Below are 15,007 nucleotides of genomic sequence, written 5' to 3' on the forward strand. Positions count from 1 at the left end.
GAGGAACCGTGTATCTCAAGTCCCTCACGCTCAAAGGGTTCAAGTCGTTTGCCGACCGCGCCCATATGACGTTTGAGCCGGGCCTGACCGTCATCGTCGGTCCCAACGGCTCGGGAAAATCGAACATCTCTGACTCGATTCTGTGGGTCCTGGGCGAGCAGAGCGCCAAGCAGCTGCGCGGCCAGGCCATGGAGGATGTCATCTTCTCGGGCTCGTCAGCGCGCAAGCCGGTGGGTGTCGCCGAGGTCACGCTTGTGCTCGATAACTCGGACCATATGCTGCCCGTCGATTTTGACGAGGTCGCTATCACCCGTCGTATGTATCGCTCGGGCGAAAGCGAGTACCTCATCAACTCGAGCCCGTGCCGCCTGATGGACATTCAGGACATCTTGCACGATTCGGGCCTGGGCAAGGATACGCATTCCATCATCAGCCAGGGCAAGCTCGACGCCATTTTGCAGAGCCGCCCCGAGGAGCGCCGCGCCCTCATCGAGGAGGCCGCCGGCATCTCCAAGCACAAGCGCCGCAAGGAGCGTGCGCTCAAAAAGATTAAGTCGATGGACGAGCACCTGACGCGTGCCCGCGACATCAATAAGGAAATCGCCCGTCAGCTGCGACCGCTGGAGCGTCAGGTCGATCGTGCGCGCAAGTACAAAGAGTTGTCCTCGCGCGCGAATGAGCTTACGCAGATGCTGGCTGTCGACGAACTTCGTTCGCTGCAGTCGCAGTGGAACGACCTGGAGAGCCGCTCCAAAGAGGGTGCGGCCGAGCTTGAGCTTGCGCAGTACCGCTTGGACGAAAAGGAGCGCGAGCTCGAGAAGCTTCAGGTCATGCTCGAGGAAAAGGGCCTGTTTGTGGGCGACCTGGGCGAGCAGCGTCGTCATATGCAAGATGTGGTCGGTCGCATTAACTCCGATATGCGCCTGCTTGAGGAAAAGGGCCACAACATGGTGTCGCGCCTGTCTGACATGCGCGGGCAGATTTCGAGCTCCGAGCATCAGCGTCGTCGCGTTGTCGAGGAGCTCGAGGACGCGCGTGCGCAGCTTGAGGAAGCGACCGGTGCGCACAGGCAGGCCCAGGAGGACGTTGACGCCGCTGGTCCTGCCGCCGCTGAGCTCCACGAGCGGCGCGTGGCGCTCGACAATCAGATTTCGCAGCTTACGCGTGGGCAACGCGATGTGCAACGCGTGGCCGATAATGCCGCGCTCGAGCTCGCCAAGGTGAAGGATTCCTTGAGCAATGCCGAGGTCGAGGACAACATGTATGCCTCGCGCCTGGAGCAGATTGACGAGCAGCTCGAGGAGGTCACGGCCTCGCTCGAGAGCCGTCGCGACCGCGCCGAGGAGCTTGAGGGCGCTCTTGAGGAAGCGCGCCAGGCTCAGGTCGATGCGCGTGAGGCCACCGAGACGGCACGCGCGGCCCTGAAGGACCTGCGTGCCCGCGAGAGCGAGGCGCGCAACAAGTTGTCCGAGGTGCGCTCGGAGCTTGCCAGCCAAAAGAAGCTCGATTCCCGTATGGCCGACAGCTCGCCGCTCGTGAGCCGTCTGGTGGGTGCGCTGGGCGACGATGTCTTGGGTCGTCTGGGCGACGTGCTGGAGGCCCCGCGCGAGCTTGAGGGCCTGGTTGAGCAATTGCTCGCCGGCGATATCGATGCGCTGCTGTTTGATGACGTCGCCACGCTTGAGCGTGCCGGTCGTGCGGCTCTGGACCAAAAGAAGGCCTCGGGCGAGGCATTGCTGGTGGCGCGCGGCGTGAGCGGCTCTACCGCCGCTGAGGGCGCTGCCGGTACCCGCCTGGTTGATCGTCTGTCCGTGCGCGCAGGCTACGGACCCGTCGTCGAGGCGCTGCTCGGCGGCTATTACGTAGTGAACGATCTTGCTGCCGCGCTTTCGGCGCCGGTCGTTGACGGCGTGACTTACGTGACCCCCGATGGCGCCCGCGTCGCCTGCGGCGGCCTGGTGCGTGTGGGCCTCGATGCCGGCGAGGCGTCGGGTGCTCTGGAGCGTAAGCGTCGCATTCGCGAGCTGGAGGGGCTTGAGCCCGATTTGGCCGCTGTGTTTGAGCATGTGTCGGATCAGGTCGTCGAGGCCAATGCGGCCGTTGAGGAAGCGCGTGCCGCTGAGGGCGATGCCGCCGGTGAGATTGCCCGTCTTGAGGGCGAGCGCCGCTCGCTGCTTTCCGAGATCGGCCGCTTGGAGCAAAGCGCCAACAATGCCGAGGTCGAGCGCGTGCGTATCTCCAAGCGCCGCGAGCAGGCCGCCGAAGCCGTTCGCGCTGCGCGCCCGCGGGTTGATGAGCTCACCCGTTCGCGTGACGAGGCCCGCGCGCAGGCAAGCGATCTGGGCTTGCAGATTGCCGAGGCCAACGACGAGCTCGACCGCGTTCGCCGTGACGATTCCGAGGCTGCCGGCAAGCTCGCCGACGCCAAGGTTCGCCTAGCCCAAACGAGTGAACGCCTGCGTTCGCTGAAGGGCCGCGTGCCCGACCTGGAGCATCGTCTTGAGGGCATCGACCGTCGTATCCGCGGAACACGCCAGGCCTCGCGCTCGCTCGAGCTGCTGCGCCTGCGCGTCGATCCCATGCACGAACGCTATTCTGCTCTGTTGGAACGCGCGTCGGATTGGGCAGCGCGCCTGCGTGACCAGGCCTCTCTGGAGGAGGCGGACTCCGCTTCGCTCAAGAAGACCATCGAGGATGCCAAGGCAGAGGTTGCCCGCGCTAAGGAGCGAGTCGATACCGCCTCTGCCACGCAAAACGAGTTCAAGGTCGCGCGTGGCAAGCTCGAGGTGCAGGTCGAGGCTGCCATCAAGGCCATTACCGCCGATGGCACGACGGTGCTCGAGGAAGCGCTCATGCTTCCGGCGCCCACGGACCGCGATGCCGCCGAGCGCGAACTCAACCAGCTTGTGCGCCAGATCAACAACCTTGGTCCCGTTAACCAAGTTGCCATGGAGGAGTACGAGCAGCTCAAGCGCCGCGCCGACTACATCGAGGAGCAGCTGGCCGATCTGGAGAGCGCGCGCAAGGCGCTCACCAAGATCACGGTGGCCATTGATCGCAAGATGCGGAAGGCCTTCCTGGTGACGTTTGAGAAGGTCGACGCGAACTTCCGCGAGATCTTCGCTATGCTCTTCCCGGGCGGCCAGGCTCATCTGGAGATGACCGATCCCGAGCATCCTGCCGAGACGGGTATCGAGGTCGTGGCGCAGCCGCGCGGCAAGCGCATCACCAAGATGATGCTCATGTCGGGCGGCGAGAAGAGCCTGACGGCGCTCGCCCTCCTCTTTGCTGTGTACCGCACGCGCACGGTGCCGTTCTATGTGCTGGACGAGGTCGAGGCGGCGCTCGATGACGCCAACCTGTCCAAGCTCATCGGCGCACTCGATGTGTTGCGTTCCGATACGCAGCTCTTGGTTATCTCGCATCAGCGCCGTACTATGGAGGACGCTGACGTCCTCTATGGCGTCTCGATGCAAGCCGACGGCGTCAGTCGCGTCGTCTCGCAAAAACTCGATCGCGAAACCGGAAAGGTCGTGAATGCATAATGGGATTCTTCGATGCTCTCTCGCGCGGACTTGAGCGCAGCCGCGAGGCTCTCAACGAGGTCTTCTACTTTGGTGGCGAGGTCGACGAGGATTTTTGGGAGGACCTGGAGGACACCCTCGTAATGGGTGACATGGGCGCCGAGGTCGCTATCAAGGTCTCCGATGACCTGCGCGATGCCGCGGCCAAGAAGAACCTCAAGACCGCTCCGCAGCTTCGCCGCGCTCTGGCCGAGCAGCTTGAGCAGCACTTTGTGCCCATCGAGCGCGATCCGTTCTCCGATACGCCGAGCTGCGTGCTGTTTGTGGGCATCAACGGTGCCGGCAAGACCACGACGGTCGGTAAGATCGCGAGCGCCATGGCTGCCCGCGGCAAGAACGTGGTGATCGGTTCGGCCGACACCTTCCGCGCCGCCGCCATCGAGCAGCTTGATGTGTGGGGCCAGCGCGCCGGCGTTCCCGTCATCAAGCGCGATCGCGGCTCCGATCCGGCGAGCGTGTGCTATGACGTGCTCGACGAAGCCGATAAGCGCGGCAGCGACCTGGTGCTCATCGATACCGCCGGTCGTCTGCACACGAGCCCCGAGCTCATGCGCGAGCTCGCCAAGGTGGTCAATGTGACCCGTAAGCGCGCCGCCAATATGGCCGCCGGTCCCATGCCGGTCTCGGTTGTGCTTGTGATCGATGCCGCCACTGGCCAGAACGGTCTGAACCAGGCGCTCGAGTTTAACGAGGCGCTGGGCTTGGACGGTATTATCATGACCAAGCTCGACGGCACGGCAAAAGGCGGTATCGCCATGGCCGTGGCCGAGAAACTCAAGCTCCCGATTCTGCGCATCGGCGTGGGCGAGCAGGTCGATGACCTGCAGGAGTTCAATGCCAAAGATTTCTGCCGCGCCCTGGTGGGCGAGTCCAATTAAGGAGTGACTAGTGTTTGATTCCCTGAGCGATCGCCTCAACGACACATTTGACCGTCTGCGCGGCAAGGGCAAGCTGACCGAGGCCGATATCACCTCGGCCATGCGCGACATCCGCATGGCGCTGCTCGAAGCCGACGTCAACTTTAAGGTCGTCAAGGAGTTTGTCGCCAAGACCAAGGAGCGCTGCATGACCGCCGAGGTCATGGAGTCGCTGTCGCCGGCGCAAAACGTCGTCAAGATCGTGCTCGACGAGCTTACCGAGATGCTCGGCTCCACCGAGAGCAAGCTCGTCTTTAGCAATCGTATTCCCAATGTCATCATGCTCGTGGGCCTGCAGGGCTCCGGTAAGACCACGGCGGCCGTAAAGCTGGCCTACCTGCTTAAGAAGCAGGGCCGCTCACCGCTGCTCGCCGCGTGCGACGTCTACCGCCCCGCTGCAGCCGACCAGCTGGCCACACTCGGCGGCGAGATCGGCGTGCCAGTCTTCCGCGGCGACGGTGCACACCCGGTCGACATCGCCAAGGGCGCCATCCAGGAGGCCGTCGACCACCTGCGCGACGTGGTCATCGTCGATACCGCCGGTCGTCTGCAGATCGACGAACAGATGATGCAGGAAGCCGTGGACATCAAGAAGGCCGTCAAGCCCGATCAGGTGCTAATGGTCGTCGATGCCATGACCGGCCAGGATATCGTCAACGTCGTCTCGACCTTTGCCGAGCGAACCGACTTTGACGGGGTGATCATCTCCAAGCTCGACGGCGATGCCCGTGGCGGCGGCGCGCTTTCCGTGCGCCAGGTGACCGGTAAGCCCATCAAGTTCGTGAGCATGGGCGAGAAACCCGATTCGCTGGAGCCGTTCTATCCCGATCGTATGGCCAAGCGCATTCTGGGCATGGGCGACGTCGTCGGCATCATCGAGAAGGCCCAGGAGGCCGCCGATGCCGAGCAGCTCGAGGCTGCCGAGCGCATGCTGCGCGAGGGCTTCACCATGAACGACATGCTCGACCAGATGAAGGCCGTCAAGAAGATGGGCGGTATGAAGGGCATCCTGGGCATGCTTCCCGGTGGCCAGCGTGCGCTCAACCAGATGGGCGGCAATCTGGACGAGGGCATCTTCGATAAGAACGAAGCCATCATCATGTCGATGACCAAGGAGGAGCGCCTGCGCCCCTCCATCATCAACGGTCAGCGCCGTGCCCGCATTGCCAAGGGTGCCGGTGTGACCCCCACTGAGGTCAACAGCCTTATGAAGCAGTGGGGCGAGATGAACAAGATGATGGGCCGCATGCGCACGATGGCCAATCAGGCACAGGCTGGTGGCAAGAAGGGCAAGAAGGGTAAGAAGGGCAAAAAGATGCGCATGCCCAATATTCCCGGTCTGGATGCCATGGGTCTGGGCGGCATGGGCGGCCTGGGTGGCTTGGGAACGGGCGGTCCCAAGTCCGATATGGACCTGCTGCGTCAGATGGAAGCGCAGATGCGCAATAAAAAGTAATGGCTCTTTTGAGTTGTGTATGGCGAAGGCCGCCTGGATCGTATTCCAGGCGGCCTTCGCCGTTCGGTTGCAGGTTGTTGTACGCGTGGGAGCGTGCTGGCGGCAGGGTATTTGCCGCTAGTGGCAGCCGCAACCCTCGTGGCCCTTGTGCTCGTGATGGCCGTGGCAGCCGCAGGACTCGCCATGCTCGTGGGCGTGCTCGTGGTCGTGACCATGGCAGTCGCAGGTGGCCTCGCCGGTCTGCGCGAGCGTGCCCGCGATAAGGGCCTCGACGCAGGCGTCGCAGCTGCCCTGGGCGCCCGCGTAGACCGTGATGCCGGCCTGGGTGAGTGCGTTGATGGCGCCGCCGCCGATACCGCCGCAGATAAGCGTGTCGACGCCGCCGTTGGCAAGCAGGCCCGCCAATGCGCCATGACCGGTGCCGCCGGTGCCCACGACCTGTTCGTTGAGCACCTTGCCATCCTGGATGTCGTAGATCTTGAACTGCTCACTACGGCCAAAGTGCATAAAGATGTTGCCGTTGTCGTACGTCGTTGCCACCCTCACGGTGTCGACCTCCTTTGCTGGCCATGCGGCCGTTGTCGTGGTGATGGGGGAGTACGCGATGTTGCCACCTTCGATGACGATCGCCCGTCCATTGACCAGCGCGTTTGCCACCTTGCGATGCGCGCGGCTGCAGATTGCCGCCACCGTGGCGCGGGCAATGCCCATGTGCTGGGCGACTGCCTCTTGGTTAAGGCCTTCCAAATCGCACAGGCGCAGCACTTCGAGCTCGTCGACTGTCATATCGATGGCATCGCCGCTCGCCAGGCCATCGGGGGTAAAACCGCGATATTCGGGGATGATCCCGACGCGGCGCAGTTTCTCGCGTCTTCCTGCCATACACGCTCCTTATCTGACATATGTCAACAATAGGATAGCGCATGAGTGGTGCTGCGCAAGACATTTTTGGCATATGTCAGAAAATGAGGGCTTATGTTTGGGCTGTGGGGCTGCGTGCGCCTGGGCTACAATGAATCTCGCTTGTAGGCGACTGACAGGAGGGTCAATGAGCAAGGCTGATCAACAGTTTGTAACCATGTGCCGCGATATTCTGGACCATGGCACCACCACCGAGGGCCAAAAGGTCCGTCCGGTGTGGGAGGATGGCACCCCTGCCTATACCATTAAAAACTTTGGCGTCACGGCGCGCTACGACCTGCGCGAGGAGTTCCCCGCGCTTACCCTGCGCCGCACGGCGCTTAAGTCTGCGATGGACGAGATTCTGTGGATCTATCAAAAGAAGTCCAATAACGTCCATGACCTCAACAGCCATATTTGGGACGAGTGGGCCGACGAGACCGGCTCCATCGGCAAGGCCTACGGGTATCAGATTGGCCAGAAGAGCCATTATGCCGAGGGCGATTTCGACCAGATGGACCGCGTGCTGTACGATCTTAAGCACACGCCGTACAGCCGCCGCATTATGACGAACACCTATGTGTTTAGCGACCTGTCCGAGATGCACCTGTATCCGTGCGCCTACAGCGTTACCTATAACGTCACGCAGCGCCCGCAGGACGATAGGCCCACACTCAACATGATTCTCAACCAGCGCAGCCAGGACATTTTGGCCGCGAACAACTGGAACGTTTGTCAGTACGCCATCTTGCTGATGATGGTCGCGCAGTCGGTCGATATGATCCCCGGTGAGCTGCTGCATGTGATTGCCGATGCCCACATTTACGACCGTCATGTCAATATCGTCCGTGAGCTTATCGAGCGCCCGCAGTTTGCGGCGCCTAAGGTAACGCTGAACCCCGACGTGCACGATTTCTATGCGTTTACGACCGACGACCTGATCGTGGAGGGCTACGAGCACGGCCCGCAGGTCAAGAACATTCCCATCGCGGTGTAGGTGACGCGCATGACGTGTAAGCTTTCTGCCATTGTCGCCGTGTGCGATGACTGGGGTATTGGGTGCGAGGGCGACATGGTCGTGTCCAACCGTGCCGACATGCGTCATTTTGTGGCATGCACCAAGGGTTGCCCGGTCATTATGGGGCGCAAGACGCTGTTGAGTTTTCCCGGCGGGCGTCCTCTCAAGAATCGCCGTAATATCGTGCTCACCCGCGACGAGAGCTTTGCTGCCGAGGGCGTCGACGTGGTGCATGGCGTTGACGAAGCGCTCGTCGCGGTAGCCGATGAACCCGTTGCGTGGGTGATCGGCGGCGGCGAGGTGTATCGACAGTTCTTGCCGTATTGCGTCGAGGCCGAGGTTACGCATAACCATTGCGTGCATGACGTGGATACGTACTTTCCCGATCTGGATGCCGATCCCGCGTGGGAGATTGCGAGGCGTGGCGGTGTTGCCACGATTGCCGCGGGCGAGGGTGACGAGGGTCTCGATTATGAGTTCGTGACGTATCGTCGCGTTGAGGCGTAAATCGTCTGGCGTGAACGGTATCATCGGGTTATTTGAATGCATGGGGCGGCGCTTAGCGTCGCCTCGTTTGGTATAGATCTGCTGTAAAGAAAGGTGCGGGCAGGCTGCTATGACTGATGCCGTTGAGGTGCTGCGAATCGATTCGCTCGAGGACGAGCGGCTCGATGCCTACGTGCGACTGACCGAGCGTGAGCTTCGCTGCGTGCTGGAGCCGCAGAAGGGCATTTTTATCGCCGAGAGTGCCAAGGTCATCGAGCGTGCAGTGCGCGGCGGATACGAGCCGGTGAGCTTTCTTTTGGGCGAACGCTGGCTCGACCAGATGCTGCCGCTGTTTGAGCGCCTGGCGGTACGCGAAGGTGCGGGCCCGGTTCCCGTGTTCGTGGCCTCGATGGAGCTTATGGAGCAGCTGACGGGCTTTAACGTGACGCGCGGTGCGCTCGCGGCGTTCCGTCGCCCGCGTCAGATTCCGGTAGCCGAGTTCTTGGGCGGCGTCGTCGAGGCGGCGGGGGAGCGCCCGGTGCGCGTGTGCGTGCTCGAGGGCATTGTCGACCACACCAACGTCGGCGCGATTTTCCGCTCGGCGGCTGCGCTGAACGTCGATGGCATTTTGGTGAGTCCTACGTGCTGTGACCCGCTGTATCGTCGCTCGGCCCGCGTGAGCATGGGCACCGTGTTTCAGGTGCCGTGGACGCGTATTGGCAGTGAGGCGCGCGTATGGCCGCATGATGGGCTGGCGGCGCTGCACGATGCCGGCTTTTCGTGTTCCGCCATGGCGTTGACGGATGATTCGGTGTCGTTGGACGATCCCGTGCTGCAGGAGATTGATCGCCTGGCGATCTTTATGGGTACCGAGGGTGCCGGCTTGGGCGCCAAGACCATTGCCGGCTGTGACCACGCGGTGCGCATTCCGATGGCGCACGGGGTCGATTCGCTTAACGTGGCCGCGGCGAGCGCCGTCGCCTTTTGGCAGCTGTGCCCGCACGTGAGCAATGAGTATCACTACCAGCCGGGTTTGTATCACTAGGCAGTTTTCCGCACCGCGCTCTAATTCGGGGTGTTTCGGTCGCCGCCAGTCGGTGCTAAGCTAGTATTGGCTTTGGTCTTAAATTGCCGTTATGTTGTTTGACGTATGCTGGCGGGGAGGGCGTGTGGCTAAGAAATCTACGGCTATCGATGTAACGCAGGGTGTCATTTGGCAACAGCTGCTGTCGCTGTGCGTTCCCATCTTTTTTAGTTCGTTTTTTCAGCAGGCCTACACGCTTATCGGTACGTATATCGTTGGCCAGTTTGGCGGCAAGCTCGCGCTGGGTGGCATTCAAGCCACGATGGTGCTCACCGAGCTCTGCATTGGCTTTTGCGTTGGCGTCGGCGCCGGCTGCGCGGTCATTACCGGTCAGTATTTTGGCCAGCACGATGATGAGCGACTGAGTCGTTCGGTCCATACAGCCATGACGCTCGCGCTGGTGGGCGGTATCGCTTTCTCGATTCTTGGCATAGTGTTCGTTGAGCCCATGCTGGTGCTTATGAACACGCCGCATGAACTATTGGCCGAGGGCGTGGCCTATGCTCGCTGTTATTTTGCCGCGATGGTTGCGGCACTGCTGCTAAATATGGGAACCGCACTGCTGCGTGCCGTGGGCGACACGCGCGGGCCCGCCGTGATCATTGCCTCTGGCTGCCTTGTTAACGTGGTGCTGGATATCATCTTTGTCGCTGTGTTGCATATGGAGGCGCTGGGCTGCGGCATCGCAGTGGCGCTGACCATTTGCTCCAATGCAACGATGATCGTGTTGCGCATGATGCGCGCTCCGGGTGCATGGCGTCTTTCGCTGTCTAAGCTCGGTATCGATCGCGGTATTTGCAAGAGTATGATCTCGTGTGGTCTGCCACTCGGTTTTCAATCGGCTGCCTATTCGATCTCGAACGTGCTGATCCAGGTGTCGGTTAATTCGTTTGGCGCCGATGTCACGACTGCTTGGGGTCTATCTGGGCGCCTGGATGGCATTATCTGGATGGTGACCGAGGCGCTCGGCGTATCGATCACTACGTTCTCGGCGCAGAACTTTGGCGCGCGCAACTACGAGCGCATGCGCAAGGGCTACCATACGTCGCTCGTGCTGTCGTTTATGCTCATTGGTGGCCTGTCTGCCGTGCTGCTGGTGTTCTCGGGTCCGTTGTCGCGTCTGTTTGTCGACGATGCTTCGATTTCGGCGTACACCACGACGATTCTTCATTTCATCGCGCCGTTTTACGCGATCTTCTCGATTATCGAAAACGCGTCGGGCTCCATTCGCGGCGCCGGCGTGAGCTTGCAGCCTATGATGCTCACCATCTTTGGCACCGTTGTCTTGAGGGTGATCTGGGTGTTTGCAATCATGCCCTTCGATCCGTCGCTTGAGCATCTACTGCTGGTCTACCCCGTAACCTGGCTCATCACCGCAACCATGTTCACCATCTACCACCACAGCGGCAACTGGCTAGGCCGCGCCACCGCCTAGCTCATCCGTCGGATACCCCTGATAAGTTGCGGTGAAATAGTTCCTGAAAAGTCCTTGCGGACCGTCAAACAAGTACTATTCCACCGCAACTTCCTTATGAGCTTTAGGTGTTGGCGGAAAACGAATCAATTAGTATTCGATGCCTTGGCGGGCTAGGAGACCTTCATCGAAGTAGTGTTTGACGGGGCGCATTTCGGTTACTAGGTCGGCAAGGTCGGCGAGGGGTAGCAAGCCGCGGCCGGGGAGCACGAGCTCCGTGGTGGCGGGCTTTATCGCAATCAGTTCCTCGACATCCTCTCGCGCCCCAAAGCAGCCGTCGTCTTGCCCTTGCCGTCGCCTGTATAGATTTGAACCTTGCCGACTTACAGTGATGCCATCTCTGTCCTTTCGTGCCCGGCGTCGGTTTATCGTCGCTCGGGTTGGGTATTCTAGAAACCATTATCAACCCCAGTAGATGGAGTTCAAGCAGATGGAGATGGATGACAACAAGCGTAGACGGAATATGATCCTCTACGTGCTCATCGCCTTCGTCGTCTACCTCGTGCTCTCGACCGTTCTGTTCCCCAACATCGGTCACACGCAGCAGATTACGAAGACCGATTACTCGACGTTTGTCAAGGCGCTCGATAAGAAGAGTGTCGACAAGGTCGAGTACAACACGGACGATTACTCGATTTATTACACCAAGAAGGGCGAGGACGAGAACATCGCCTATAAGACGACCGGTGTGCCGAACGATGCGGGCTTTACCGATCGCGTGCTTGAATCTGGCGCTTCGCTGGAGTCGGTCGTTCCCGATAAAAACTCGGGTTTGATGACCTACTACCTGCTCACACTCATTCTTCCCATGGCGATTTTCTTCCTCATCGGTTGGTGGCTCAACCGCCGCATGAAGAAGGCTATGGGCGATGACGGCCCGTCGATGAACTTTGGCGGCGGCGGTTTTGGCGGCGGCGGACTGGGTAAGTCCGGCGCGCGCGTGATCGCCTCCAAGGACGTGGGCGTGACCTTTAAGGACGTCGCCGGCCAGGAAGAGGCCAAGGAGTCTCTCAAGGAGGTCGTCGACTTTCTGGAGAAGCCGCAGCGCTACGAGGAGATCGGCGCCAAGCTGCCGCGCGGTGCTCTCCTTGTTGGCCCTCCGGGTACCGGTAAGACCCTGCTTGCCAAGGCTGTTGCCGGCGAGGCCGGTGTTCCGTTCTTTAGCATTTCGGGCTCTGAGTTCGTTGAGATGTTTGTTGGTCGCGGCGCTGCAAAGGTTCGTGACCTGTTTAAGCAGGCCAAGGAAAAGGCCCCGTGTATCGTCTTTATCGATGAGATCGATACCATCGGTAAGAAGCGCGATGGCGGCGGCTTTAGCGGCAACGACGAGCGCGAGCAGACGCTCAATCAGTTGCTGACCGAGATGGATGGTTTCGATAACCACAAGGGTATCGTTGTCCTTGCCGCAACCAACCGCCCCGACAGTCTCGATCCCGCTCTACTGCGCCCCGGTCGTTTTGACCGCCGCATCCCCGTCGAGTTGCCCGATCTGACCGGCCGTAAGAACATCCTCGAGCTCCACGCCAAGAGTGTGAAGACCGAGCCGCCGATCGATCTGACCGCGATTGCCCGTGCCACGCCCGGTGCCTCGGGCGCCGACCTGGCCAATATCATCAACGAGGGCGCCCTGCGCGCCGTTCGCGAGGGTCGCAAGCGTGCAACCCAGGACGACTTCGAGGAGTCGGTGGAGGTCGTCATTGCCGGCCAACAGCGTAAGTCCACGGTGCTGTCCGACCACGAGAAGCAGGTCGTTTCTTATCACGAGATCGGCCATGCCATCGTTGCCGCTCGCCAGAAGGGCTCTGCGCCGGTCACGAAGATCACCATCGTGCCGCGCACGAGCGGTGCTCTTGGTTATACCATGCAGGTCGAGGAGGACGAGCGCTTCCTGACGACGCGCCAGGAGGTCTTGGACAAGCTCGCCGTCTACTGCGGCGGCCGTGCGGCCGAGGAGCTCATCTTTGGCGAGATGACGACCGGTGCCGCCAACGATATCGAGCAGGCCACCAAGCTCGCCCGCAATATGGTGACTCGCTTTGGTATGTCCGACGAGTTTGGCATGATGGCGCTCGGTACCGTGCAGAACGCGTATCTCAACCAGGACACGTCGCTTACCTGCGCCCCCGGTACGGCCGAGCGTGTGGACGCGATTGTCGCTAAGCTAATCGAGGACGCGCACGATCGCGCCCTGCAGATCCTCAAGGAGAACAAGTTCAAGCTCCATGAGCTGGCTCGTTATCTGTACAAGAAGGAGACCATCACGGGCGAGGAGTTCATGAATCTCCTCACGCGCGAGAATCCGCTGATGCCCAAGCAGCAGTAACGCCGCGGCCGAGCCAGTAAACGCCGACGCCCCATTTGAGCAGCTTTCTCAAATGGGGCGTTTTGCTTGAGAGGGATGGAAATGAAGATCGTGGTGAGCGCCTGCTTGATGGGCGAGAGCTGCAAGTATAACGGGCTCGACAACTACCACCGCGCGTTGGTCGAGGCCTGCGAACGTACGGGGACCGAGGTTCTCTTGGTGTGCCCTGAGGTCTTTGGCGGCCTGCCCACACCGCGCAAGCCGTCCGAGATCGTGGACGGCGAGGTCCGTACCTGCGAGGGCATCTCGGTCGATCGCGAGTTTCGCCTAGGCGCTCAACGTGCGCTCGATATGTGCGAGCAAGCGGGCGGTCCGGAAGAGATCGCCGCGTGCATCCTGCAGGATCGCAGCCCCTCGTGTGGCGTAGGTCGCATCTACGACGGAACGTTCAGCGGTACGCTCACCGTGGGCAACGGTGTTTTCGTCGACCTGCTCCTGCGCCACGGCTACCGTGTGATCCCGGCAAGCGAGTTTGATCCCAGCATGTTGGAACATTGCCCACAGCACTCGAACCCAACACTTTCTCACGGGTGACCGTTTTGGCATCATCCGTGAATTTGATATTGAGTACGACCCGGTCATCAAAGACGTCGACCGAGTTGACAGGCGCCGTACCCAGGTAGCCCCTCCCTGCGGCTCTCGCGCAGGAACGCGTACACGGCCCTCTCGTCTCTTGCGCCCCTCCCGGAACTGTCCACATCAGTGTGGCCAATCCAGTCCGCCAAGGGCTGCGGCCCGGACAACGCGGCGATGGAGGGCTTCTTCGGCCTGCTCAAGAAGGAGTTCTGGCACGGCGGGGACTGGTCGGACTGGACCCCCGCCCGCTTCATCGAGGAGCTCGGGGGCTGGATCGGCCGATACAATACGGAGAGGCACAGCGATGCGCTCTGTGGCCGCACGCCGGCCGAGTTCCGCTCCGCGCTGGGAAGGGCCGCGTAACGGTCCAAGAAATCGTCCGCTGTCCCCATTCTTGCCCCTTTGGGACGGCTTCTTGTTGGGGCGTGCCTGCCCCGGACCCTGCTAGGAACGAGTGTAGCAAACTGGAATTTTAAATTAGTCTTTGCAAATAACCTTTGAACCTTCACCATCAATTACAATTCCCTGACGATTGTTATTTGGGCATAGATTCAAATTCGAAAACTCAGTTATTATTTTCTCGGTAACTTTCTTAAATGGTGCTGTAAGAAAATGCGGAAGAACATAGAAATCAATCAAATTAAGCCCTGCATCATCTTCTTGTGAGTAGTCCTCCGGCTTTTCATCCATTTGCTCGATATATTGGATGTTTGGAGCGCATACAATCGCACCTGCTGATTCACCAATCATCAGTTTTCCCTTTGCCAATTCTTTCTTCAACAGCTCATCCGTTCCCGTTTTACGGAGCTGGTCTATAAGGAAAAAAGAATTTCCGCCGGTAAAATAGATCACATCCGCATCTTCAAAAAGAGACTGTATCGTTGAATAAGCCTCCGTTGAAATATCAATTTCAGTTACGATTGCTCCCAACTTTTTGAATAATTTTCGAGCCGAGCCGACATAACCGGTGTAGCCTTCACGCAGCGAAGCTGTTGGAATAAATGCGACTTTTTTATTTTCAATTTCTTCCTTTATCAGGCTTCCTACACTTGAAAAGTGCGAACTGTTAGCGCCGGAATAATTTAGCCAAATATAGTCGGCCGAGATTGACCAATCCCGGCCGACCCATTTTAGCCAACACGCCCGCATC

The 15,007-nt window shown here is 60.2% G+C and carries 13 protein-coding genes and 1 pseudogene; 10 read left to right on the forward strand and 4 right to left on the reverse strand.

The genetic code is table 11. From position 1 onward, the window contains the following. The first annotated feature begins 8 nt into the window (after positions 1–8). Genes smc through ffh form a run of 3 tightly spaced genes read left to right on the forward strand, consistent with a single transcriptional unit; the run spans position 9 to position 5,957 of the window. The gene (smc, locus tag I1969_RS08495; protein ID WP_195234547.1) at positions 9–3,545 is read left to right on the forward strand and encodes a chromosome segregation protein SMC; all 3,537 of its coding nucleotides are present in this window, start codon (positions 9–11) and stop codon (positions 3,543–3,545) included. Further along, positions 3,545–4,462 carry a signal recognition particle-docking protein FtsY gene (gene ftsY, locus I1969_RS08500; RefSeq protein WP_055286404.1) on the forward strand — a complete coding sequence of 306 codons (918 nt, stop codon included), beginning with the start codon at positions 3,545–3,547 and terminating at the stop codon, positions 4,460–4,462. Before smc ends, ftsY begins: the two co-directional genes overlap by 1 nt. Before the next feature lie 10 nt (positions 4,463–4,472). Continuing rightward, complete coding sequence (gene ffh, locus I1969_RS08505; RefSeq protein ID WP_195234549.1) at positions 4,473–5,957, forward strand: signal recognition particle protein; 1,485 nt, start codon at positions 4,473–4,475, stop codon at positions 5,955–5,957. A 117-nt stretch (positions 5,958–6,074) separates the two neighbouring features. Here the strand turns inward: ffh and I1969_RS08510 are convergent, their stop codons facing one another. Then, positions 6,075–6,839 carry a DUF134 domain-containing protein gene (locus tag I1969_RS08510; protein ID WP_195234551.1) on the reverse strand — a complete coding sequence of 255 codons (765 nt, stop codon included), beginning with the start codon at positions 6,837–6,839 and terminating at the stop codon, positions 6,075–6,077. Between the two features lie 166 nt (positions 6,840–7,005). Here I1969_RS08510 and thyA point away from each other — a divergent pair, with 166 nt between their 5' ends. The 4 genes from thyA (at position 7,006) to I1969_RS08530 (ending at position 10,880) form a co-directional block, all read left to right on the forward strand. Then, on the forward strand, positions 7,006–7,854 hold the full coding sequence (thyA, locus tag I1969_RS08515; protein WP_195234553.1) for a thymidylate synthase: 849 nt from the start codon (positions 7,006–7,008) through the stop codon (positions 7,852–7,854). A 9-nt stretch (positions 7,855–7,863) separates the two neighbouring features. Beyond that, complete coding sequence (locus tag I1969_RS08520) at positions 7,864–8,382, forward strand: dihydrofolate reductase (RefSeq protein WP_138341192.1); 519 nt, start codon at positions 7,864–7,866, stop codon at positions 8,380–8,382. A 109-nt stretch (positions 8,383–8,491) separates the two neighbouring features. After that, on the forward strand, positions 8,492–9,406 hold the full coding sequence (locus tag I1969_RS08525; protein ID WP_195234555.1) for a TrmH family RNA methyltransferase: 915 nt from the start codon (positions 8,492–8,494) through the stop codon (positions 9,404–9,406). A 124-nt stretch (positions 9,407–9,530) separates the two neighbouring features. After that, positions 9,531–10,880 (forward strand): MATE family efflux transporter, encoded by a 1,350-nt coding sequence (locus I1969_RS08530; protein WP_195544370.1) that lies wholly within the window; start codon positions 9,531–9,533, stop codon positions 10,878–10,880. A gap of 129 nt (positions 10,881–11,009) precedes the next feature. On the opposite strand, the pseudogene I1969_RS11120 reads toward I1969_RS08530, so the two are convergent. Further along, a pseudogene (locus tag I1969_RS11120) lies at positions 11,010–11,168 on the reverse strand (cob(I)yrinic acid a,c-diamide adenosyltransferase); the annotation flags it as partial. Then, positions 11,159–11,227 (reverse strand): cob(I)yrinic acid a,c-diamide adenosyltransferase, encoded by a 69-nt coding sequence (locus I1969_RS11355; RefSeq protein WP_148331513.1) that lies wholly within the window; start codon positions 11,225–11,227, stop codon positions 11,159–11,161. The gene I1969_RS11355 and the pseudogene I1969_RS11120, both read right to left, overlap by 10 nt. Before the next feature lie 122 nt (positions 11,228–11,349). On the opposite strand from I1969_RS11355, the gene ftsH reads away from it, so the two are divergent. The 3 genes from ftsH (at position 11,350) to I1969_RS11195 (ending at position 14,220) form a co-directional block, all read left to right on the forward strand. Further along, complete coding sequence (gene ftsH, locus I1969_RS08540) at positions 11,350–13,242, forward strand: ATP-dependent zinc metalloprotease FtsH (protein ID WP_171021520.1); 1,893 nt, start codon at positions 11,350–11,352, stop codon at positions 13,240–13,242. Between the two features lie 81 nt (positions 13,243–13,323). Then, positions 13,324–13,815, forward strand: coding sequence for a 2-thiouracil desulfurase family protein (locus I1969_RS08545; RefSeq protein WP_195234559.1), 492 nt, complete (start codon positions 13,324–13,326; stop codon positions 13,813–13,815). Between the two features lie 216 nt (positions 13,816–14,031). Further along, positions 14,032–14,220: an IS3 family transposase gene (locus tag I1969_RS11195; RefSeq protein ID WP_195234561.1), complete on the forward strand. Its 189-nt coding sequence runs from the start codon at positions 14,032–14,034 to the stop codon at positions 14,218–14,220. 114 nt (positions 14,221–14,334) lie between these two features. Here the strand turns inward: I1969_RS11195 and I1969_RS08555 are convergent, their stop codons facing one another. Beyond that, positions 14,335–15,006, reverse strand: a complete 672-nt coding sequence (locus I1969_RS08555) for a Type 1 glutamine amidotransferase-like domain-containing protein (protein WP_229028356.1) — start codon at positions 15,004–15,006, stop codon at positions 14,335–14,337. Between the last annotated feature and the right edge of the window lies 1 nt (position 15,007).

It is taken from the genome of Collinsella aerofaciens (assembly GCF_015548375.1).
GTDB lineage: Bacteria > Actinomycetota > Coriobacteriia > Coriobacteriales > Coriobacteriaceae > Collinsella > Collinsella aerofaciens_AB.

Coding starts and splice junctions, on each gene's coding strand:
- I1969_RS08545 (WP_195234559.1), top strand. CDS start 13,324: ATGAAGATCGTGGTGAGCGCCTGCTTGATGGGCGAGAGCTGCAAGTAT.
- I1969_RS08525 (WP_195234555.1), top strand. CDS start 8,492: ATGACTGATGCCGTTGAGGTGCTGCGAATCGATTCGCTCGAGGACGAG.
- I1969_RS08520 (WP_138341192.1), top strand. CDS start 7,864: ATGACGTGTAAGCTTTCTGCCATTGTCGCCGTGTGCGATGACTGGGGT.
- I1969_RS08555 (WP_229028356.1), bottom strand. CDS start 15,006: ATGCGGGCGTGTTGGCTAAAATGGGTCGGCCGGGATTGGTCAATCTCG.
- thyA (WP_195234553.1), top strand. CDS start 7,006: ATGAGCAAGGCTGATCAACAGTTTGTAACCATGTGCCGCGATATTCTG.
- ftsH (WP_171021520.1), top strand. CDS start 11,350: ATGGAGATGGATGACAACAAGCGTAGACGGAATATGATCCTCTACGTG.
- I1969_RS11195 (WP_195234561.1), top strand. CDS start 14,032: ATGGAGGGCTTCTTCGGCCTGCTCAAGAAGGAGTTCTGGCACGGCGGG.
- ftsY (WP_055286404.1), top strand. CDS start 3,545: ATGGGATTCTTCGATGCTCTCTCGCGCGGACTTGAGCGCAGCCGCGAG.
- I1969_RS08510 (WP_195234551.1), bottom strand. CDS start 6,839: ATGGCAGGAAGACGCGAGAAACTGCGCCGCGTCGGGATCATCCCCGAA.